This is a genomic window from Blastococcus sp. SYSU D00820 (assembly GCF_054050695.1).
Window position 1 is genome coordinate 76,141 of record NZ_JBJGZW010000011.1, and the last position, 19,905, is coordinate 96,045.

Below are 19,905 nucleotides of genomic sequence, written 5' to 3' on the forward strand. Positions count from 1 at the left end.
CGGCTCCTGTCGGCGAGGGGACCGGGATGCTCTCAGACGTCGCGGCGCTCCAGCAGCACCGCGCCGACCGCCCAGGCGGCCAGCGCCCAGGTGGCCGCGACGGCCAGCCCGACCGGCCAGCCGGTCGCGACGGCGAGGAACGCGTCCTCCCCCACGCGCAGCGCCGGCAGCGCCTGCGAGATCCGCTCGGCCACCCGGCCGCCGGCCAGCGCCATCGCCGGCGGCAGGACGAAGACCAGCGCCGTCCCCAGGCCCACGCCGCCGGCGGTCGACCGGAGCACCGCGCCGAGGCCGACGCCGAGCACGGTGACCAGCGCCGCCCCGGCGACCTGCAGACCGAGCGACCGCAGCACCGCGGGGTCGGTGAGCGGCACCCCGCCGGGCACGGCGGTCAGCGTGCGCGCGGCCAGCGCGCAGGCCACGGCGAGCACGGCGGTCAGCAGGACCGCCCACCCGGTGACCACGGCGGTCTTGGCCGCCAGCCAGGACGTCCGCCGGGGCACCGCGACCAGCGAGGACAGCACGCTGCCGCTGGCGAACTCGGTGCTGACCACCAGCACCCCGAGGACGACGAGCACCAGCTGGCCGAAGCCGAAGCCGGTCAGCGCGACCGACACCGCGACGTCGGCCCGCGGGCTGGACGGCGTGGTGGCCGCGGCCAGGAAGCCGAAGCCGCCGACCACGCCCAGGTAGACCGCGGTGCACCACCAGGTGGAGCGCAGCGAGCGCAGCCGGGTCCACTCCGCGGCGAGCAGGCCGGTGCTCACGGCAGCCCCGCCCGGTACTCGACCTCGCCACCGGTGAGCGCGAGGTAGGCGGCCTCCAGCGAGGCGTGCACCGGCGCCAGCTCGTGCACCGGCACGCCCGCGGCGAAGGCGACGTCGCCGACGCCGGCCGCGGCCATCCCCTCGACCCGGAGCGCGCCGTCCGGTTCGAGCGCGACGGCCGCACCGGCCCGGCGCAGCGCCGCGGCCAGCAGCGGCGCCCGCGGGCTGCGCACCCGGACGGCGGCGTGCGCGCCGAGCAGCTCGGCCATCGGCACGTCGGCCAGCAGCCGGCCCCGGCCCAGCACGACGAGGTGGTCGGCGGTGTCCTCCATCTCGCTCATCAGGTGGCTGGAGACCAGCACCGTGCGCCCCTCCCCCGCCAGGTCGCGCAGCAGCTCGCGCACCCACCGGATGCCCTCGGGGTCCAGCCCGTTGACCGGCTCGTCGAGCAGCAGCACCTCGGGGTCCCCGAGCAGGGCCGCGGCGATGCCCAGGCGCTGGCCCATGCCGAGGGAGAACCCGCGCACCCGGTCGGAGGCCACCGAGCCGAGCCCGACCAGCTCCACCACCTCGTCGACCCGCGCGCGGGGCAGGCCGTTGCTCTGCGCCAGCGCGGTGAGGTGGGCGTGCGCCGTCCGGCCGGGATGGCGGGCGCGCGGGTCGACCAGCGCCCCCACCCGGCGCAGCGGCCGGTCCAGCTCCCGGTAGGGCCGGCCGAGCACCGTGGCCGTGCCCGCGGTGGGCCGGGTCAGCCCGAGCACGCAGCGCATCGTCGTCGTCTTGCCGGAGCCGTTCGGGCCGAGGAAGCCGGTGACCCGGCCCGGGCGGATCGTGACGGTGAGCCCGTCGACCGCGACGCGGTCGCGGTAGACCTTGGTCAGCCCGGCCAGCTCGATCACGGGCGCCAGCATGGCGACCCCGGCGGCTGCGCCGGGGAAGGCGCGGCGGTCAGGACCCCGCGTGCGCCTGCGCCCGCTCCCGCTGGAGCAGCTCCTTGCTGCGCAGCAGCCGCAGGAAGGTGACCACCAGCAGCCCGCCGGCCATGTTCAGCAGCGTCGTGTACCAGAACCAGGCCAGCCAGTCGCCGTAGCCGTAGTCCGCCCCGGCGTGGATGCCGCCGAAGATGACCAGCGAGTCGAGGATCGAGTGGAACAGCTGGAGGCCGGCCAGCACGAACGCCCCGGCCACCGCGGCGACGATCTTCGCCGGGTCGGACTCGGTGCCGTGCTGCATCCGCGTCATGAGGGTGATGGCGGCGCCGGCGAGGAAGGCCAGGCAGACCGACTGCAGGTCCAGCGGCGCCTCGACGAACGCCCGTCCGGACTCGACGGCGGTGGCCCCCACCTCCGGCAGCGCGTGCACGATCACCCACATGACCAGCCAGCCCCCGACGAGGTTGGCCACGAGCGTGCCGGTCCACAGCTTGGCCAGCTGGCCCACGCCGGCCCGCGCCGCCACGACGGCGGTCACGGGCACGAGGAAGCCCTCGGTGAACAGCTCGCTGCGGGCCAGCAGCAGGGCGATGAAGCCGATGGAGAACGCCAGGCCGGCCAGCAGGTGGCTGCCGGTCTCGGCGTAGACGGCCAGCATGGCGAGGACGCCCACGGCGACCTCCAGGCCCCCGGCCAGCCCGGTGGTGAGCACCTCCCGCCAGGTGCGGTGCAGCCGCTGCGCACCCTCCTGGACGATCATGTCGAACGCCTGGGTGACCTGGTCCTCGGCCGGGGCGTCGGTGGCTCCCAGCTCCTCGCGTGCGGTGTCGGCCACAGTTCCTCCTCGACGAGGCACCCCGGGCCGGCTGCTGCGGCGGGTGCCGGGGCGCGGCCTACCCGCGCCCGCGACCGTCCACCCGTGGCCGCCTCACAGCCGGCAGGTCAGGTGCACCTCGTCGCGGTCGTCGCCGGGGGCCAGCCGGATCGCGCCGGCCATCCGGCCGAACACCCGGTAGCCGAGCCGCTCGTAGAAGCCCTCGAGGCCGTAGCCGCTGCGCACGGTCAGGTGCAGGAACTCCAGGCCGCGGTCGCGGGCGATCGCGTGCACGCCCTCCATGAGCACCCGGCCCAGACCCTCGCCTTGGCGGGCGGGGTGCACCTGCACGCGCAGCACGGTGGCCCAGTGCCGGCGCAGCGGGCTGGCCGACATCGCGAGCGCGGCGAACCCGGCCAGCGCGCCGTCCACCCGCAGCAGGCAGAGCACCTGCTGCCCGGAGTGCACCCGCTCGATCAGCGCGTCGAGCACGGGCGCGACCTCCGCGGCGGTCACCGGGGCGACGAAGCCGACCGCGCCGCCGGCGTTCGTGACGTCGGTCCAGCAGGTCAGCAGGGCCGCGCGGAGCTCCGCGTCGACGGTCGCGGACGCGGTGACCTCGCGGTGTCGCATGCCCCCGATCATGACGAGCGCGGCGCGGCGGCTCCGCACCGGCCGTCCCTGGACGGCGGCCGGGGCCGGGCGCCAGGCTGGGCGGGTGACCTGCCGAGGGACCTCCCGTGCCCGCTGACCCCGCGCCGCGCCGCCTGCGCGACCTGCGCAACCTCGGGGCGGCCAGCGAGGCGGCGCTGGCCCGCGTGGGCATCCGCACCCCGGAGGATCTCGACGAGGTCGGCGCCGCCGAGGCCTACCGGCGGCTGGCCGACGCCGGCACGCCCCGGTTGAGCACCGTGTTCCTGTGGGCCCTGGAGGGCGCCCTGCTCGACCTGGACTGGCGGGTGCTGCCGGCCGGGCGGAAGGCCGAGCTGCGCCGGGCGGCCGGCCTGCCCGGCTGACCCGCTCAGCGGATGAACGGCATGCGCTTGAGCGCCTTGAGCCCGGCGGTCATCACCGAGGCGTAGCGCTCCAGCGGCAGGCCCGGCAGCGGCCCGACCGGCAGCCCGCGCTGGACGGCGACGGTCTGGCTCTCGGTGTACTTGAGGATCCCCTCGCGCCCGTGCCGGCGGCCGACGCCGGAGTCCTTCATGCCGCCCATCGGGGCGTCGTGGCTGGCCCAGGCCGCGGCGTAGGCCTCGTTCACGTTGACCGTGCCGGCCTGGATGCGGGTGGCCAGCTCGGCGCCGCGGCGCGGGGTCGACCAGACGCTGGCGTTCAGGCCGTAGCAGGTGTCGTTGGCCCGCTCGACCGCCTCGTCGGCGTCCCGCACGCGGGCGACGGCGACCACCGGGCCGAAGGTCTCGTCGCGGGCGAGCACCATCTCGTCGGTGACGCCCTCGAGCACGGTCGGCTCGTAGAACAGCGGCCCGAGGTCGGGGCGGGCCCGGCCGCCGGCCAGCACCCGGGCGCCCTTGGCGACGGCGTCGTCGACGTGCGAGGTCACGACGTCGAACTGGTCCTGGCTGACCAGCGACCCCATCTCGGCGTCCCACGTCAGCCCGGCGGCCAGCCGCATCCGCCGCACCCGCTCGACGAAGGCGGGCACGAACCGGTCGTAGACGGCGTCCTCGACGTACATCCGCTCGACGCTGATGCACAGCTGGCCGGAGTTGGAGAAGCAGGCCCGCACCGCGCCCTCGACGGTCCTGTCGAGGTCGGCGTCGGCCAGCACGAGCATCGGGTTCTTGCCGCCCAGCTCGGCCGAGAAGCCGATCAGCCGGCGGGCGCACTGCTCGGCCACCACCCGGCCGGTGGCCGTGGAGCCGGTGAACATCAGGTAGTCCACGCCCTCGATCAGCGGCGTCCCGAGGTCGCGCCCGCGGCCGGTGACCACCTGGAACAGGTCGCGCGGCAGGCCGGCCTCGATCATCAGCTCGACGGCGATCAGCGCGGTGAACGGCGTCTGCGCGTCGGGCTTGAGCACGATGCCGTTGCCGGCCAGAAGCGCCGGGACGGCGTCGGAGACGGCGAGGGTGAGCGGGTAGTTCCAGGGGCTGATCACCCCGACCAGGCCCTTGGCGTGGTGGTGCTCGACGGCCTTGGTCAGCCCGGGCAGCGCGCCCTGCCGGCGGGTGGGGCGCAGGTGCCGGGCGGCGGTGTGCGCGTAGTACCGCGCGGTCATGGCGACGTCGGCGAGCTCCTCGAACGCGCTCACCCGCGCCTTGCCGGTCTCGGTCTGGGCGACGTCGAGGATCTCGCGCTGCCGCTCGAGCACCAGGTCGTGGTAGCGCAGCATCACCGCGCACCGCTCGGCCAGCGGCCGGGCCGCCCACTCCCGCTGGGCGGCCCGGGCCCGGCGCTGCGCCTCCTGCACGTCCTCGGCGGTGCAGGTGGGCACCTCCCCCACGACGCTGCCGTCGAACGGCGCGGTCGAGGCCTGGGTCGGGCGGCCGGGCGCGGCGGTCACCAGCCCGGCCAGCCGGGCGACGAGGGCCGGGTCCAGCGCGGTGGCGGCGGCCGGGGACGGGGAGGGAGCGGTCGTCGTCATGCGGGCAGCCTGCCGCAGGTCAGCCCGGTCCGCCGCTGGGCCCGAACCGCTCCACCCGGATGGACGGCGCCGGCACGCCGAGCCCCTCCAGCAGCCGGGTGGCTGCCTCGGCGAACGGCGTGGACCCGCAGACGTAGACGTCCTGCCCCGGTTCCCACAGCGGCACCAGGTCCGGCCCGGTGAGCCGGCCCGCCGGGCGGATGCCCGAGGGCTCCCGGGTGGTGACGACGAGCGCGCCGGCCTCCCGCAGCTCTGCGGCGTAGGGCAGCGCGGCCAGCGTGCGGGTGGAGACCGCCACCCGCAGCAGGTCCAGCCGGCCGGCCTCCCGGGCGGTGCGCACCATGGAGACGAACGGGACGACGCCGGTGCCGCCGCCCACGAGCAGCGCCGGGGTGTCGCCCTCCCACACGAACCAGCCGCCGATCGGCCCGCGGACCTCGAGGACGTCGCCGGGCTCGACGACGTCGGCCAGGTACGTGGACACCTCGCCGTCGTCCAGCCGCTCGACGAGCAGCTCGACGAGCGGGTCCGACGGCGCCGAGGCCAGCGAGTAGGAGCGCTGCGCGCGGTAGCCGTCCTCGGCGGTCAGCCGGACGACGTAGTGCTGGCCGGGCAGGTGGTCGACCCGGTCGGGCACCTCCAGCCGCAGCCGGACGGTGCGCGGCGTGGGCCGGTCGACCTCCCGCACCGTCGCCGTCCGCCAGCCGCCGGCCGGTGCCCGGCGACCGCTCCTCCCCATGGCCCCGTCCCGAGGCTCAGTCACCCTGGTAGCGCTGCTCGAGCCACGGGTCGCCGCGGTCGTGGTAGCCGTTCTGCTCCCAGAACCCCTGCTGGTCGCGGGCCATGAGGGTGAGCCGGGTGACCCACTTGGCGCTCTTCCAGAAGTAGAGGTGGGGCACGAGCAGCCGGGCGGGGCCGCCGTGCTCGACCGGCAGCGGGCCGCCCTCGTACTCCCAGACCACCCAGGCCTTGCCGCCGGTGACGTCGGCCAGCGGGAGGTTGGTCGTGTAGCCGGTCTTCGACGTGGCCATCACGAACGCCGCCTCGGCCGTGGGCCGGGCGGCCTCCAGCAGCGTGTCGACGCTGACGCCGGCGAAGTGCGTGTCGAACTTCGACCAGGTGGTGACGCAGTGGATGGCGCCGGCGTACTCGCTGCGGGGCAGCGCGTGCGCCTCGTCCCAGCTCCACGTCGTGGGCTGCTCGACCCGGCCGTCGACGGTGATGCTCCACGTCTCGGGGCTGATCCGGGGGGTCGGCTCGGCGGTGAGCACCGGCCAGTCGCTGCCCGCGTCGTACTGACCGGGCGGGAGTCGGGGATCGCGGTCGCGTCGGCGGCCGAGGAAGCCGCGGGTGGGTCCTGCCACGGGGGAGATCCTGCCCCCATCCCGCCCCCGCGCGCTCGCCGCCCCCCGGCTCCAGGACCCCCTGGTCGAGCGGCTGCTGAGGCTAGCCTTACATGAGGCGTGTCACCTCGTGTTTACCTGGCCGCGGGGACGGCACGGACTTAGCTTTGTGCCGTGGTGACGCAGACGCACGCGGGTCAGCGCAGGACCCCGAAGGCCGCGAAGACGAGCTCGGTCTTCAAGAAGGCGGTGATGGCGGTCAGCGGCATCATCCTGGTGCTGTACCTGATCGCGCACATGATCGGGAACCTCAAGGCCTTCTTCGGGGCCGAGGAGTTCAACCACTACTCCGGCTGGCTGCGGACCCTCGGCAACCCGGCCCTGCCGGGCGCCACCCTCCTGTGGATCATCCGCATCGTCCTGCTGGTCGCCGTGGCCGCCCACATCTGGGCCGCCGTCTCGCTGTGGCGCCAGGCCAAGCGAGCCCGCCCCGAGCGGTACGTCACGCGCAAGCCCGTGGCGCAGAGCTACGCCTCGCGGACGATGCGCTGGGGCGGCGTCATCATCATCGCGTTCGTCGTCTTCCACATCCTCGACCTCACCCTGGGCGCGGTGAACCGCGAGGGTCACGACAGCACGCCGTTCGACCGGCTGCTGGCCAGCTTCCAGAACCCGGTCGTCGTCGCCTTCTACACCATCGCGGTGATCCTGGTCGGCATGCACCTGCGGCACGGCATCTGGAGCGCCACGCAGACCCTCGGGCAGAGCAACCGGCGTCGCGAGGTCACCGTCAACCACGCGGCCACCGCCATCGCCACGGTGCTGACGATCGGGTTCCTGCTCACCCCCTTCGCCGTCCTCTTCGGAATCATCGAGTAAGGGACTCCCCGGACATGCCTCTCGACCTCTTCACCGTCGGCGACCCGATCGCCGACACCAAGGCACCGTCGGACGTGCCGATCGGTGAGCGCTGGAGCGAGCGCCGCTTCCGCGGGCGCCTGGTCAACCCGGCCAACCGCCGCAAGATGACGATCATCGTCGTCGGCACCGGCCTGGCCGGCGGCGCCGCCGCCGCGACGCTCGGCGAGGCCGGCTACCGCGTGAAGTCCTTCTGGTACCAGGACAGCCCGCGCCGGGCGCACAGCGTCGCCGCGCAGGGCGGCATCAACGCCGCGAAGAACTACCGCAACGACGGCGACAGCGTCCACCGGCTGTTCTACGACACGGTCAAGGGCGGCGACTTCCGCGCCCGCGAGAACAACGTGCACCGGCTGGCCGAGGTCAGCGTCAACATCATCGACCAGTGCGTGGCCCAGGGCGTCCCCTTCGCCCGCGAGTACGGCGGCCTGCTCGACAACCGCTCCTTCGGTGGCACCCAGGTGTCGCGGACCTTCTACGCCCGCGGCCAGACGGGCCAGCAGCTCCTCTACGGCGCCTACCAGGCCCTCGAGCGGCAGATGGCGGCCGGCACCGTCGAGCAGCACGCCCGCACCGAGATGCTGGACCTGATCGTCGTCGACGGCCGGGCCCGCGGCATCGTCGCCCGCGACCTGGTCTCCGGTGAGATCAGCACGCACTTCGCCGACGCCGTCGTGCTCGCCACCGGCGGGTACAGCAACGTCTTCTACCTCTCGACCAACGCCAAGGGCTCGAACGCCACGGCGATCTGGCGGGCGCACAAGCGGGGGGCGTACTTCGCCAACCCCTGCTACACGCAGATCCACCCGACCTGCATCCCGGTGCACGGCGAGTACCAGTCGAAGCTCACGCTGATGAGCGAGTCGCTGCGCAACGACGGCCGCGTCTGGGTGCCCAAGGAGCGCGGCGACACCCGCGACCCGCGGGACATCCCCGAGGCCGACCGCGACTACTACCTGGAGCGGATCTACCCCTCGTTCGGCAACCTGGTGCCGCGCGACATCGCCTCGCGGCAGGCCAAGAACGTCTGCGACGAGGGTCGCGGTGTCGGCCCCAACGGGCTGGGTGTGTACCTGGACTTCGCCGAGGCCATCGAGCGGCTGGGCCGCAAGGCGGTCGAGGCCAAGTACGGGAACCTGTTCGACATGTACGCCCAGATCACGGGCGAGGACCCCTACTCGACGCCGATGCGCATCTACCCGGCGGTCCACTACACGATGGGCGGGCTGTGGGTCGACTACGACCTGCAGTCGACCATCCCCGGCATGTTCGTGATCGGTGAGGCCAACTTCTCCGACCACGGCGCCAACCGCCTGGGCGCCAGCGCGCTGATGCAGGGTCTGGCCGACGGCTACTTCGTGCTGCCGGCCACCATCACCGAGTACCTCGCCGACGCGCCCTTCCCCAAGGTCGACGACAGCCACCCCGCGGCCGCCGAGGCGCTGCAGGGCGTGCTCGAGCAGACCCGCAAGCTGCTCGACATCCAGGGGACGCGCAGCCCGGCCAGCTTCCACCGGGAGCTCGGCCAGCTGATGTGGGACCTCTGCGGCATGGAGCGCACCGAGGAGGGCCTGCGCAAGGCCATCGAGCGCATCGGTGAGATCCGCCAGGAGTTCTGGACCAACGTGAAGGTCCTGGGCGACTGGCACTCCTTCAACCAGACCCTCGAGCACGCCGGCCGGGTCGCCGACTTCATCGAGCTCGCCGAGCTCATGTGCATCGACGCCCTGCACCGCCGCGAGAGCTGCGGTGGCCACTTCCGCGCCGAGAGCCAGACCCCCGAGGGCGAGGCCCTGCGGGACGACGAGAACTTCGCCTACGTCGCTGCCTGGCAGTGGACGCCGCTGGGCGAGCCGCCGGTCCTGCACCGCGAAGCCCTCGAGTACGAGTACGTCCACCTCGCCCAGCGGAGCTACAAGTGACGATGACCCCCGGCGGTCCCCGGACCGCCACCGCACCCCACGAGAAGCGGGGGATGCGGCTGACCCTCCGCGTCTGGCGGCAGAAGGACCCGTCGGTCAAGGGCCAGATGGTGAGCTACAAGCTCGACGACGTGTCCCCGGACATGTCGTTCCTCGAGATGCTCGACGTGCTCAACGAGCAGCTGATCATGAACGGCGAGGACCCCGTCGCCTTCGACCACGACTGTCGCGAGGGCATCTGCGGCATGTGCGGCGTCATGATCAACGGCCGCGCGCACGGCAACGGGCTGTTCGACAACCACCCGCAGACCACGACCTGCCAGCTGCACATGCGGTCGTTCAAGGACGGCGACACGATCGACATCGAGCCGTGGCGCTCGTCGGCGTTCCCGGTCATCAAGGACCTCGCCGTCGACCGGCGGGCGTTCGACCGGATCATCCAGGCCGGTGGCTACATCAGCGCCCCGACCGGGACGGCGCCCGAGGCCCACTCGATCCTCGTCGCCAAGAAGGACTCCGACGCGGCCTTCGACGCGGCCACCTGCATCGGCTGCGGCGCCTGCGTCGCGGCCTGCCCGAACGCCTCCTCGATGCTGTTCACCGCCGCCAAGGTCACCCACCTCGGGCTCCTGCCGCAGGGCCAGCCCGAGCGCAACGACCGGGTGGTCAACATGGTGGCGCAGCAGGACCGCGAGGGCTTCGGCGGCTGCACCAACATCGGCGAGTGCTCCGCGTCGTGCCCCAAGGGCATCTCGATGGAGACCATCTCGCGGCTCAACCACGACCTGCTCGGCGCGCTGCGCGCGGGGGCTCGTCCGAAGAGCTGATCGAGCACGACCGCCGGCGGGCGGGGATCCCATCCGGGGTCCCCGCCCGCCGTCGTGTGCGGGGGCACCTGGTCAGAGGCGCTCGAGCACCGTCGCGTTCGCCAGCCCGCCGGCCTCGCACATCGTCTGCAGCCCGTACCGGGCGCCGCGGTCGTGCAGCGCGTCGACGAGCGTCGTCATGATCCGGGCACCGCTGGCGCCCAGCGGGTGGCCGATGGAGATGCCGCCGCCGAGGACGTTGAGCCGGTCGGTCGTCACGCCGGTCTCGGCCTGCCAGGCGAGGACGACGGACGCGAAGGCCTCGTTGACCTCGAACAGGTCGATGTCGCCGATGCCCAGCCCGGCCCGGCGCAGCACCCGCTCGGTCGCGGGGATCACCGCGGTGAGCTTGAGCAGCGGGTCGTCGCCGACGACGGCCATGGTGTGGATGCGGGCCCGCGGGGTCAGGCCGAGCTCGCGGGCCTTCTCGCTGGTGGTGATGAGCAGCGCCGCGGCGCCGTCGTTGAGCGGGCTGCTGTTCCCGGCGGTCACCCGCCAGTCGATCTCCGGGAAGCGGGCGGCGACGGCGTCGTCCTGGAACGCCGGCCGGAGCCGGGCCAGCACCTCGACGTCGGTGCCCTCGCGGACGGACTCGTCGGTGGCCACCAGCGCCACCGACCCGTCCGCCTGCCGCGCCTTGACCGGCACCACCTGGCGGGCGAAGGCGCCGTCCCGCCAGGCCTGGGCGGCGCGGGCGTGGCTGCGCGCGGCGTAGCCGTCCAGCTGCGACCGCGACAGGCCCCACCGCGCGGCGATCAGCTCCGCGCTGATCCCCTGGCTGGTCATCCCCTCCGGATAGCGGGCGGCGAACCGCTCCCCCACCAGGTCGCCGGCCTGGCGGGCCGCGCTGCCCATCGGCACCCGGCTCATCGACTCCACGCCCGCGGCCACGACGACGTCGTAGGCGCCGGCGATCACGCCCTGGGCGGCGAAGTGCACCGCCTGCTGGCTGCTGCCGCACTGCCGGTCGACCGTGGTGGCCGGCACCGCCTCGGGGAAGCCCGCGGCCAGCGCCGCGGTGCGGGCGATGTTCGCCGCCTGCTCGCTGGTCTGCGTCACGCACCCGGCGATGACGTCGTCCACCAGCGCGGGGTCGATCCCGGCGCGCTCCACCACCGTCTCCAGCGTCAGGGCGAGCAGGTCGGCCGGGTGGACGCCGGACAGCGCCCCGCCCGGCTTGCCCTTGCCCACCGGAGTCCGCACGGCCTCGACCACCACCGCATCCCGCATGACCGCTCCCTTGCAGTTTGATTGTCCAACTGAAGGTCACGGTAGCGCGGAGTCGGTTTGACGTGCAAACCTTGGGGGGTGACCGCCGCCTACGACCTCGCCACGCTGCCCGGACGCCCCTGCTCGATCGCCGCCGCCCTCGAACTGGTGGGCGAGCGCTGGTCGCTGCTCGTGGTCCGCGAGGTGTCCCTCGGCAACCACCGGTTCAGCGACATCGCCCGAGGCACCGGAGCCCCGCGCGACCGGCTGACGGCGCGGCTGAACGCGCTGGTCGCCGCGGGCGTCCTCGAGCGGCGGCAGTACAGCGAGAACCCGCCGCGGTCGGGTTACCACCTCACCGCGTCGGGCCGTGACCTGCTGCCGGTGCTGCAGGCACTGCTGCAGTGGGGCGACCGCTGGGCCGCCGAGGAGCCGCCAGTGCGCCTCGAGCACGCCCCCGACGGGCACGAGCCGCACCGCATCGACGCCGCCTGGGTCTGCCGCACCTGCGGCGAGCCGGTGGACCAGTCGCGGGTGGAACGGGTGCTCACCCCTGCCGGACGGATCCTGTCGGGCCTGCCGGCGGAGGAGGAGGGCGAGTGACCGCCGCCCCCGAGGCCTGGGGCGCGCCGCGCTCGCGCACGGTCACCTGGCACGACCCGCTGGTCACCGCGGCCGCCGGGCTGGAGCGCTCCGGCCTGGAGACGCTGCAGGCCGTGCGGGACGGCGAGCTCCCGCCCCCGCCGATCGTGTCGCTCATGCAGATGCACCTCGCCGCGGTCGAGGAGGGCCGCGTCGAGTTCGGCTGCGCCGTCGACGAGTCGGTCTACAACCCGATCGGCGTCGTCCACGGCGGGCTGGTCTGCACCCTGCTCGACTCGGTGGCCGGCTGCGCCGTGCACTCCACCCTGCCCCGGGGTCTGGGCTACACCTCGATCGAGCTCAAGGTCAGCTACCTGCGGGCCGTGACGGCCGACAGCGGGCCGCTCACCGCCGTCGGCACGGTGGTCAAGCCCGGCCGGCGGGTGGCCTTCGCCGAGGGCGTGGTCACCGACGGGGCGGGCCGCACGGTGGCGACCGCGTCCAGCTCGCTGCTGGTCTTCCCCGTCGGCGGCTGAGCCGGCCGGCCGGCCCTACGGTCGGGGGATGACCCCCGCCGACCCGCCCCACCTGCAGGTGCTGCTCGACGCCGCCGCGGACCTGCGGGCCCGCGGCGTGGCGCCGTCGGAGGAGAGCCGGGCGGCGCTGTGGACCGCCGCCGGCCTGGCCGGCGGCCGGCCGGAGACCACCTGGCGCGGCCGGCAGCGCAGCGCCCGGGCCGTGCAGGCGCTCACCGAGGCCGTGCCCTGCTGCCCGACGGCGGAGGAGCAGGCGCTGCTGGACGACGCGCAGGCCGCGCTGCGCCGGGTGCTGCGGTGGCCGCGCACCGGCCGGCCCCGCCGCTGACGGTCAGGTCCCGGTCGCGCCCTCGGGGAGGATCCGCGCCATCAGGTCGGCCGGCACCAGCCCGGCGTCGCCGAACCGGCGGCCCACCTCGACGAACTGGGGCGCGACCGCGGCCAGCTGGGTCAGCAGCGCGCGGGCGGCGTCCTCCCGGCCGGCCAGCCCCGCCACGACGGCCCGCCAGAGCACGTGGTCGGGCTCGGTGTGCGGATCGGGCAGCCGCAGCTCCTCCAGCACGCGGTCGGCGGTGACCGCGTCGCCGCCGATGGCCTGCTGGAACGCGCGGACGACGTCCTGGTAGCGGGCCAACCGGACCACCAGCTCGTCGAGCTCCCCCACCGGGTCGTCGGAGTCGTCGACCCGCAGGTCGACGACGGTGTCGTGCCAGGGCCGGCCGGTCGTGGTGGCCCGCACGACGAAGACCGCGGCCGACCGCCGGCCGCGGACGTCCCCGCCGGCCTGCTCGGCCGCGTGCAGGGCCGACAGCAGCCGGTGGGCCAGCGCGCCCTGCGAGGTCTCGAAGGTGGCGACCATCGACTCCCACACCACCGGGCCGGCGACCATGTTCGCCAGCGCCACGCAGCCCTCCCCCACCATGTGCCCGGCCGCGTCGACGCACTGCTCGCCCGTGTAGACGGCGAGGTCGCCGGTGACGGCGAGGACGGCGACCTGCCGCCGCTCCGGGTGCGGGTCGACGCTGCGCAGGGCGGTCAGCACCTCGGTGGCGGTGAAGCCGCCGCGCAGGAGGTCCAGCCCGATCTGGCCGTACATCGGCTCGGCCATCGACTGGCTGGCGATCACGCCCTGCCCGGGCAGCGCGAACGGCACGCTGCTGCCCACCGCGAAGGCCTGCGACTGGGTGGCCACGCCCATCTCACCGGTGGTCAGGTCGCGGGCGACGATCGAGTAGGTCACCGGACACGCCTGCCCGCGGCCGGGGCGGCGGCAAACACCGCGAGGGTCAGCGGCGGCGCACCTTCACGTCGTCCATGCACGTGACGGTGGACCGCAACCGGCGGTGCCCCACCCCGGCGGCGTCCAGGCAGGCCATCGCCAGCAGCTGGCCGGCGGCGTGCGCGTCGTCCTCCTCGCCGGGGCCGGGGTCGACCCGCACCACCGACCGGTGGCTGAAGGCCGAGAGGGAGGCGTCGTAGGTCAGCGACCCCTCCTCGGTGAACCGGGCGGCGAACAGGTCGTGCTCGGCCACCCGCTCCAGGAGCTGGGCGCGCCGGCTCTCGTCGAGGCCGTCGAAGACACCGCGCACGATGACGCGGTAGGTGCGGGTGGACACGGGCGGGCACCGTAGCCGCCGGGGACGGCGCCCGGCGAGCCGTTTCCGGTGCCTGCGCGGACTCCCAGGAAGACCCGCCAGACTCGGGGGCGCCCGGTGCGACACGGGCCCGAGGAGGAGCCGATGGCGAGCGCCGCACTCGACCGGACCGACGCGGTGCCGCCCCCGGTCGGGCTGACCGCCGCCGAGGCGGCCGCCCGGCTGCGCCGTGGCGAGGGCAACGGCGCCGGCCACGGCTCCTCGCGGACGGTGGCGCGGATCCTGCGCACCAACGTCTTCACCTTCTACAACACGATCCTGTTCACGATCGGCGCCGCGCTGCTGGCGCTGGGCCGGTACAACGACGCCTTCATCAGCGTCGGCACCGGGCTGCTCAACGCCGCGCTGAGCGCGGCGCAGGAGATCCGGGCCAAGCGCAAGCTCGACCGGCTGCAGCTGCTCGGCCGCTCGCCGGTGCAGGCGGTCCGCGACGGCCGGGACACCGAGGTGCCGCCGGAGGCCGTCGTCCGCGGCGACGTGCTGCACCTGCGCCCGGGCGACCAGGTGGTCATCGACGGCCCGCTGCTGGACGACAGCCGCCTGGAGGTCGACGAGAGCCTGCTGACCGGCGAGTCCGAGCCGCTGCCCAAGCGGCCCGGCGACGCGCTGCTGTCCGGCAGCTTCGTGGTCTCCGGGGAGGGCTTCCAGCTGGCCGAGGCCGTCGGCGCGGCGAGCTACGCCAACCGGCTGACCGCCGAGGCCCGCGAGCTGACCGTGGAGAGCACCCCGCTGCAGCGCCGGATCGAGTTCGTCGTCCGGCTGCAGATGGCGCTGGTCGTGCTGATGAGCGTGACGATCCTGGTCCAGGCCGCGCTCGAGGGGCTGCCGCTGGTGCGGGTGGTGCAGACCAGCGCCGTCCTGTCCGGGCTGGTGCCCTACGGGCTGTTCCTGCTGGTGGCGGTCGCCTACACCGCCGGCGCGGTGCGCAGCTCGACCCAGGGCGCCCTGGTGCAGCGGGTGAACGCGGTCGAGTCGGTGAGCCACGTCGACGTCGTCTGCCTGGACAAGACCGGCACGCTGACCACCGGGCGGCTGGACCTCGCCGAGGTGCAGCCGCTGGACGGCGCCGACCCCGCGGCGGTGCGCACCGTCCTCGGCTCGTTCGCCCGCAGCGTCTCCCTCCCCAACCTGACCACGGCGGCCCTGGCCGCCGCCCTGCCCGGCGAGCCGTGGACGTCGGTGCGCGAGGAGGTGCCGTTCTCCTCCTCGCTGCGCTGGAGCGCCCTGGCCACCGACGACGCGGCGTGGGTCCTGGGCGCGCCCGACGCGCTCGGGGTGTCCGCGCCGGAGGTCGACGCCTGGACCGGCGAGGGGCTGCGCGTGCTCGTGCTGGCCCGCGCCCGCGAGGCGGTGCTGCGCGGCCCCGACGGCCGGCCGCGGCTGCCTGCGCTGGCACCGGTCGCCCTCGTCGCCCTCGCCGACGAGCTGCGCCCGGACGTGCGGGAGACCGTCACGCGACTGACCCGCGAGGGCATCGCGCTCAAGGTCGTCTCCGGTGACGACCCGCGCACGGTGGCGTCGCTGGCCCGGCAGGCCGGCTTCGCCGTGGCGACCCCGGTGACCGGAGCCGAGCTGGACGGGCTGCCCGACGCCGAGTTCGACACCGCCGTGGCGGAGGCGACGGTGTTCGGCCGGATCGCACCCGAGCAGAAGCAGCGGATCGTCGCGTCGCTGCGCCGGCAGGGGCGCTACGTCGCCATGATCGGCGACGGCGTCAACGACGCCCGCGCGCTCAAGCAGGCCCAGGTCGGGGTGGCGATGCGCAGCGGCAGCGCGGTGACCCGCGAGGTCGCCGACATCGTGCTCACCGACGACAGCTTCGCCGCGCTGCTGCCCGCCCAGCAGGAGGGCCGCCGGATCATCAGCGGCATCCAGACGTCGATGCAGCTGTTCTTCGCCCGGGTGGTCACCCAGGGCCTGGTCATCCTCGGCGTCACGATGCTCGGGCTGGGCTTCCCCTACTCCCCCGCGCAGGTCGGCCTGACGCTGCTGACCGTCGGCGTCCCGACGCTGTTCCTCACCGCCTGGGCGCGGCCCGAGCTGCCGGATCCGCACCTGCTGGCCAACCTGGGCCGCTTCGTCGTGCCGGCGTCGATCCTGACCGCGGCCGGGGGCACCGCCGTCTACACCTGGCTGTACACGCGGGTGTCGGAGGGCCTCACCGAGGCGCGGGCGCCGGCCGACGTCGTCTCGGAGTTCGAGGGCTACACCGGGCTGCGCTACGGGGACGCCGGGTTCACCGAGGCGGCGGCGACGATCGGCGCCCAGACCGGGCTGTCGACCTTCGTCGCCGTCGCCTCGTTCCTGCTCGTCCTCTTCCTGCGGCCGCCGTTCCGGCTGTTCGCGGCCTGGACCGCACCGGTCGCCGACAAGCGCCCGGCGCTGCTGGTCGTCGGCCTGTTCGCCGCGCTGGCCGGGGTGCTGTTCATCCCGGCACTGTCGGACTACTTCGGGCTCACCGGCCCGGCCGCTCCGGTGTTCGACACCGTGCTGCCCGCGCTCGCGCTCTGGTTCGTGATGCTGAGCCTCGCCTTCCGGTACCGGCTGCTCGAGCGGGTGCTGGGCCTGGACCGGCTGCCGCGTCCCTGACCGGGCTCAGCTGAACCGCTGCTGCAGGTGCACGGTCACCGGCTCCCCCGCCTCCCTCTTGCCGATGGCCGCGCAGATCGCCGCCCGCAGCGGCAGCCAGTGCGGCCCGCTGCCCGAGGGCATGCAGGTGGCGGTGAAGGCGTGGCCGTCGACCGTCCCGCCGACCTTGACCGCCCGGCGGGTGCCGAACAGCTCGGCGGAACCGGGCACGGTCAGGTAGGTCGGGAAGGCGCCGTCCTTCTCGATCGGGGCGGTGAAGACGGCGTCGAGCTCGCGCGGGGCGGTGGTCATGCAGGTCCGACCGCCGGGGCACCGGGATCTCATCGGTCGGCCGACCGGCGGGGGGCGATCGGATCTCGCCCGTGCCCTAGTAAGGTCGTCCCGCGGTCAAAAGGTCGGCCCACGCACGCGTCTCGGACCAGGACGGTTCTTCTCAGTGGGCACCTCTCCGGCGGCAGCCGGTCTCCCGCAGCACCTCGGTCGGCTCTACGCGGTCGTCGGGCGGCGGCTGCGCCCCTTCGACAGCGAGGCCGACGCCGCGCGCGCCATGACCGAGGCCGCCGTCGAGCTCATGCCCGGCGCCGACCACGCCGGGCTGACCCGGCTCGACGACGACGGCGAGCTGTTCACCATCGGCGCCACCGATCCGGTGGTCGACGAGGTCGACCGGATCCAGTACGGGCTGGGCAGCGGTCCCTGCGTGGACGCCCTCGCCCACCGGCGGCCGATGCTGGCCGGGGACCTGCTCGAGGGCGAGGGCTGGCCGGAGTTCGGGCCGCGCGCGGCCGAGCACGGCATCCGCTCGATGCTGTCCTACCGGCTGTTCCTCGGCGAGGAGGGCGGCGAGGTGATCGGCGGGCTGAACCTCTACTCGCGGCGTCCGCACGCGTTCGACCTCGATGCCTCGCTGCCGCTGCTGTCGGTCCTGACCACGTACGCGGCGCTGGCGCTGTGGGGCGGGCGGATGAGCCAGCAGGCGGCCAACCTGAAGGCCGCGCTGGCCAGCAGCCGGGAGATCGGCATCGCGCAGGGCGTGCTCATGGAGCGGCACAAGGTGACCCGCGAGGAGGCCTTCGGCCTGCTCAGCCGGGCCAGCCAGCACGGCAACCGGAAGCTGCGCGACGTGGCGGCCGAGGTCGCCGACACCGGGGAGTTCCCCCTCCCGCCGCCGCGGCCGTCGGGGCGGCCGGGCCCGCGCGACTGACCCCACCCGTCACACCGGCACCACCTGCCCGCTCGACGCGATTGCGGTCCTGTTCCGGCCGTTGAGGAGGGTGGACCACCTGCTGCACGGATGCGGCGGGCGCACCACCGCAGCACGGAGGCCGGCTTTCCGCATGAGCGTTGTCACGAACGTCGCCGCACTGGGCGTCTCCCGGGCGCTGGGGACGGCGAACGCGGCGACGGCCCGGTCGATCGAGCGCCTGTCGTCCGGCTACCGCGTCAACCGCGCCGCGGACGACGCCGCGGGGCTGGCCCTCTCTGAGGGGCTGCGCTCGCAGGCCCGCGGCACCGCCCAGGCGATGCGCAACACGCGCGATGCCATCAGCCTCGTGCAGGTCGCCGACGGTGCCCTCGAGGAGACCACCGGGATCCTCCAGCGGATGCGCGACCTGACGGTGCAGGCCGCCAACGGCGGTGCGGTGAGCGCGACCGCCGCCGAGGCGATCCAGACGGAGGTCGCCCAGCTGCGGCAGGAGCTGACCCGGATCGCCACGACCACGCGCTTCGACGACCGGTCGCTGCTGGACGGCAGCTACCGGGGCACCTTCCAGGTCGGGGCGGACGTCGGCGACACCGTCACCGTCGTCATCGGGCGGACCGGCGCCGGCCTGGACGCCGCGGGGCTCGGGCTGGCCGGCATCGACGTCACCGGCGGCACGTCCGGCTCCGGGCCGACCACGACGGTCACCCCCGCCGTCTCCGACGCCGAGGGGGTGCCGACGTCAGGCCGGCTCAAGATCGACGGCGACTTCGTCACCGAGCCCGGCCACGCCGCCGCCTACCGGTCCCTGACCGGCAGGATCTGCTACGACGGCCGGACCTTCGACCTGGGCAGCGTCGACTACACCGGGGCGGTGACCTCGCAGGACTTCCTCGGCCGGATCAACGCCGCGGCCATCCCGGCACTGGGCACGGTGTACATCCCGCTGTCGGCCACGCCGGGCGCCCTCTACTTCTTCGGTGACCCGCCGGGCGTCGGGTCCACGGCAGCGGACGCCGTCCGGCTGACCCCGGCCTACACCCCGGCGGCCACCACCACCGGAGCGGCCGACGCGATGACGCTCGTGGACGCGGCCCTGGGCCGGGTGTCGAGCCTGCGCGGCTACCTCGGCGCCGTCCAGAACCGGCTCGAGCACACCATCGGCCGGCTGGGCACGACGCTGGAGAACACGACCGCCGCCGAGTCCCGGATTCGCGACGCGGACATGGCCCTGGAGACGGTCGCGCTGAGCCGCGCCCAGGTGCTGGTCTCGGCGGGCACCGCGATGCTCGCCCAGGCCAACCAGGCCCCGCGCGGGGTCCTGGCGCTGCTCGGCTGACCGACCGCGCGCCCGCCGGTCAGCGCCGCAGCGCCCGCACCGCGTACCGGGTGACGACGGCGACCCCCGCCACCCACGGCCCGGCGACGATCACCGGATCGAGGAGCTGGTGCCGCCAGTCGGTGCGCTTGCTGCCGAAGCGGGACCCCAGGCCGTCGTGGGTGAACTCGGCGCGCACCCCGGTCTCGGTGACGGGGTTGTCCGGTCGCAGGGTGCCGAAGGACCTGAGGTGCTCCTCCCACGCGTCCACGCGGTCGGCCAGGATCAGCAGGAGCCAGTGGCCGAGGCGGCCCTCGCCGTACGCCCGGTAGGAGAACTTCCGGATCGCCCCGGACAGCCCCTTGGGCGGCTGCGCGGTGCCGAAGACCGGAGTGACGAAGGCGTGCTCGATCGAGCGCTCCCGCGGCCACTTCTCGGGCTGCCGCTCCGGGAAGTCCCAGTGCGCTCCTGTGCGGTCCGGTGCGTAGTCCAGCCGGCGGTTCGAGGGCCGGTCGGCGGGGTCGAGGTCGACGCCCCAGCCCGGGATCCGGGCGCGGAGCTCCTCGCGGGACGGCGTTCCGGTGCGCTTGTCCCGGACGTAGGCGCTCGGGACGTCGGAGGTCCGTGGCTGCTCGGTCATGTCTG

At 74.5% G+C, this 19,905-nt stretch carries 22 protein-coding genes; 10 read left to right on the forward strand and 12 right to left on the reverse strand.

The annotated features are described in order from the left end of the window. Positions 1-32 precede the first annotated feature (32 nt). The 4 genes from ACI79R_RS13370 to ACI79R_RS13385 all read right to left on the reverse strand — a co-directional run bounded on the left by ACI79R_RS13370 (position 33) and on the right by ACI79R_RS13385 (position 3,146). Complete coding sequence (locus tag ACI79R_RS13370; RefSeq protein ID WP_456574118.1) at positions 33-767, reverse strand: ABC transporter permease; 735 nt, start codon at positions 765-767, stop codon at positions 33-35. Then, the gene (locus tag ACI79R_RS13375; protein WP_456574119.1) at positions 764-1,666 is read right to left on the reverse strand and encodes an ABC transporter ATP-binding protein; all 903 of its coding nucleotides are present in this window, start codon (positions 1,664-1,666) and stop codon (positions 764-766) included. Before ACI79R_RS13375 ends, ACI79R_RS13370 begins: the two co-directional genes overlap by 4 nt. A 49-nt stretch (positions 1,667-1,715) precedes the next feature. Then, positions 1,716-2,534, reverse strand: coding sequence for a formate/nitrite transporter family protein (locus ACI79R_RS13380; RefSeq protein ID WP_456574120.1), 819 nt, complete (start codon positions 2,532-2,534; stop codon positions 1,716-1,718). A 93-nt stretch (positions 2,535-2,627) separates the two neighbouring features. Further along, positions 2,628-3,146 carry a GNAT family N-acetyltransferase gene (locus ACI79R_RS13385; protein ID WP_456574121.1) on the reverse strand — a complete coding sequence of 173 codons (519 nt, stop codon included), beginning with the start codon at positions 3,144-3,146 and terminating at the stop codon, positions 2,628-2,630. A 107-nt stretch (positions 3,147-3,253) separates the two neighbouring features. On the opposite strand from ACI79R_RS13385, the gene ACI79R_RS13390 reads away from it, so the two are divergent. After that, positions 3,254-3,529, forward strand: a complete 276-nt coding sequence (locus tag ACI79R_RS13390) for a TfoX/Sxy family protein (protein WP_456574122.1) — start codon at positions 3,254-3,256, stop codon at positions 3,527-3,529. Between the two features lie 5 nt (positions 3,530-3,534). Here the strand turns inward: ACI79R_RS13390 and ACI79R_RS13395 are convergent, their stop codons facing one another. From ACI79R_RS13395 to ACI79R_RS13405, 3 genes are read right to left on the reverse strand one after another with little or no spacing between them, the layout of a single operon-like run. Continuing rightward, positions 3,535-5,118 carry a succinic semialdehyde dehydrogenase gene (locus ACI79R_RS13395; RefSeq protein ID WP_456574123.1) on the reverse strand — a complete coding sequence of 528 codons (1,584 nt, stop codon included), beginning with the start codon at positions 5,116-5,118 and terminating at the stop codon, positions 3,535-3,537. 19 nt (positions 5,119-5,137) lie between these two features. Continuing rightward, positions 5,138-5,857: an FAD-binding oxidoreductase gene (locus ACI79R_RS13400; RefSeq protein WP_456574124.1), complete on the reverse strand. Its 720-nt coding sequence runs from the start codon at positions 5,855-5,857 to the stop codon at positions 5,138-5,140. Between the two features lie 16 nt (positions 5,858-5,873). Further along, positions 5,874-6,482, reverse strand: a complete 609-nt coding sequence (locus tag ACI79R_RS13405; protein ID WP_456574125.1) for a sulfite oxidase-like oxidoreductase — start codon at positions 6,480-6,482, stop codon at positions 5,874-5,876. Positions 6,483-6,635: 153 nt separating this feature from the next. On the opposite strand from ACI79R_RS13405, the gene ACI79R_RS13410 reads away from it, so the two are divergent. The 3 genes from ACI79R_RS13410 to ACI79R_RS13420 are packed head-to-tail and all read left to right on the forward strand — an operon-like array spanning position 6,636 to position 10,128. Beyond that, complete coding sequence (locus ACI79R_RS13410; RefSeq protein ID WP_456574126.1) at positions 6,636-7,340, forward strand: succinate dehydrogenase cytochrome b subunit; 705 nt, start codon at positions 6,636-6,638, stop codon at positions 7,338-7,340. 14 nt (positions 7,341-7,354) lie between these two features. Next, positions 7,355-9,301, forward strand: coding sequence for a fumarate reductase/succinate dehydrogenase flavoprotein subunit (locus ACI79R_RS13415; RefSeq protein WP_456574127.1), 1,947 nt, complete (start codon positions 7,355-7,357; stop codon positions 9,299-9,301). A gap of 2 nt (positions 9,302-9,303) precedes the next feature. Next, positions 9,304-10,128, forward strand: a complete 825-nt coding sequence (locus tag ACI79R_RS13420) for a succinate dehydrogenase/fumarate reductase iron-sulfur subunit (RefSeq protein ID WP_456574196.1) — start codon at positions 9,304-9,306, stop codon at positions 10,126-10,128. Positions 10,129-10,200: 72 nt separating this feature from the next. Here the strand turns inward: ACI79R_RS13420 and ACI79R_RS13425 are convergent, their stop codons facing one another. Then, positions 10,201-11,397: a thiolase family protein gene (locus tag ACI79R_RS13425; RefSeq protein WP_456574128.1), complete on the reverse strand. Its 1,197-nt coding sequence runs from the start codon at positions 11,395-11,397 to the stop codon at positions 10,201-10,203. Between the two features lie 78 nt (positions 11,398-11,475). Between ACI79R_RS13425 and ACI79R_RS13430 the strand changes: the two genes are divergently transcribed. Genes ACI79R_RS13430 through ACI79R_RS13440 form a run of 3 tightly spaced genes read left to right on the forward strand, consistent with a single transcriptional unit; the run spans position 11,476 to position 12,822 of the window. Next, the gene (locus ACI79R_RS13430; RefSeq protein WP_456574129.1) at positions 11,476-11,979 is read left to right on the forward strand and encodes a winged helix-turn-helix transcriptional regulator; all 504 of its coding nucleotides are present in this window, start codon (positions 11,476-11,478) and stop codon (positions 11,977-11,979) included. Continuing rightward, entirely contained in the window at positions 11,976-12,494 is a 519-nt protein-coding gene (locus ACI79R_RS13435) for a PaaI family thioesterase (RefSeq protein WP_456574130.1), read from the forward strand. Before ACI79R_RS13430 ends, ACI79R_RS13435 begins: the two co-directional genes overlap by 4 nt. 28 nt (positions 12,495-12,522) lie before the next feature. Beyond that, a complete protein-coding gene (locus ACI79R_RS13440; RefSeq protein ID WP_456574131.1) occupies positions 12,523-12,822 on the forward strand; it encodes a hypothetical protein in 300 nt (99 codons plus the stop codon). 3 nt (positions 12,823-12,825) lie between these two features. Here the strand turns inward: ACI79R_RS13440 and ACI79R_RS13445 are convergent, their stop codons facing one another. After that, the gene (locus tag ACI79R_RS13445) at positions 12,826-13,734 is read right to left on the reverse strand and encodes a DUF1028 domain-containing protein (RefSeq protein ID WP_456574132.1); all 909 of its coding nucleotides are present in this window, start codon (positions 13,732-13,734) and stop codon (positions 12,826-12,828) included. A gap of 46 nt (positions 13,735-13,780) precedes the next feature. Next, complete coding sequence (locus tag ACI79R_RS13450) at positions 13,781-14,110, reverse strand: DUF6204 family protein (protein WP_456574133.1); 330 nt, start codon at positions 14,108-14,110, stop codon at positions 13,781-13,783. A 123-nt stretch (positions 14,111-14,233) separates the two neighbouring features. Here ACI79R_RS13450 and ACI79R_RS13455 point away from each other — a divergent pair, with 123 nt between their 5' ends. Next, entirely contained in the window at positions 14,234-16,738 is a 2,505-nt protein-coding gene (locus ACI79R_RS13455) for an HAD-IC family P-type ATPase (RefSeq protein ID WP_456574134.1), read from the forward strand. Positions 16,739-16,744: 6 nt separating this feature from the next. On the opposite strand, the gene ACI79R_RS13460 is transcribed toward ACI79R_RS13455, so the two are convergent. Then, the gene (locus ACI79R_RS13460; RefSeq protein ID WP_456574135.1) at positions 16,745-17,029 is read right to left on the reverse strand and encodes a DUF1905 domain-containing protein; all 285 of its coding nucleotides are present in this window, start codon (positions 17,027-17,029) and stop codon (positions 16,745-16,747) included. 145 nt (positions 17,030-17,174) lie between these two features. Between ACI79R_RS13460 and ACI79R_RS13465 the strand changes: the two genes are divergently transcribed. Continuing rightward, complete coding sequence (locus ACI79R_RS13465) at positions 17,175-17,942, forward strand: GAF and ANTAR domain-containing protein (RefSeq protein WP_456574136.1); 768 nt, start codon at positions 17,175-17,177, stop codon at positions 17,940-17,942. Between the two features lie 133 nt (positions 17,943-18,075). Continuing rightward, entirely contained in the window at positions 18,076-19,281 is a 1,206-nt protein-coding gene (locus ACI79R_RS13470; protein WP_456574137.1) for a flagellin N-terminal helical domain-containing protein, read from the forward strand. A gap of 19 nt (positions 19,282-19,300) precedes the next feature. On the opposite strand, the gene ACI79R_RS13475 is transcribed toward ACI79R_RS13470, so the two are convergent. Next, complete coding sequence (locus tag ACI79R_RS13475; RefSeq protein ID WP_456574138.1) at positions 19,301-19,900, reverse strand: hypothetical protein; 600 nt, start codon at positions 19,898-19,900, stop codon at positions 19,301-19,303. Positions 19,901-19,905: the final 5 nt, after the last annotated feature.

Coding starts and splice junctions, on each gene's coding strand:
- ACI79R_RS13385 (WP_456574121.1), bottom strand. CDS start 3,146: ATGCGACACCGCGAGGTCACCGCGTCCGCGACCGTCGACGCGGAGCTC.
- ACI79R_RS13395 (WP_456574123.1), bottom strand. CDS start 5,118: ATGACGACGACCGCTCCCTCCCCGTCCCCGGCCGCCGCCACCGCGCTG.
- ACI79R_RS13400 (WP_456574124.1), bottom strand. CDS start 5,857: ATGGGGAGGAGCGGTCGCCGGGCACCGGCCGGCGGCTGGCGGACGGCG.
- ACI79R_RS13415 (WP_456574127.1), top strand. CDS start 7,355: ATGCCTCTCGACCTCTTCACCGTCGGCGACCCGATCGCCGACACCAAG.
- ACI79R_RS13420 (WP_456574196.1), top strand. CDS start 9,304: ATGACCCCCGGCGGTCCCCGGACCGCCACCGCACCCCACGAGAAGCGG.
- ACI79R_RS13425 (WP_456574128.1), bottom strand. CDS start 11,397: ATGCGGGATGCGGTGGTGGTCGAGGCCGTGCGGACTCCGGTGGGCAAG.
- ACI79R_RS13440 (WP_456574131.1), top strand. CDS start 12,523: ATGACCCCCGCCGACCCGCCCCACCTGCAGGTGCTGCTCGACGCCGCC.
- ACI79R_RS13455 (WP_456574134.1), top strand. CDS start 14,234: ATGGCGAGCGCCGCACTCGACCGGACCGACGCGGTGCCGCCCCCGGTC.
- ACI79R_RS13460 (WP_456574135.1), bottom strand. CDS start 17,029: ATGACCACCGCCCCGCGCGAGCTCGACGCCGTCTTCACCGCCCCGATC.
- ACI79R_RS13470 (WP_456574137.1), top strand. CDS start 18,076: ATGAGCGTTGTCACGAACGTCGCCGCACTGGGCGTCTCCCGGGCGCTG.
- ACI79R_RS13475 (WP_456574138.1), bottom strand. CDS start 19,900: ATGACCGAGCAGCCACGGACCTCCGACGTCCCGAGCGCCTACGTCCGG.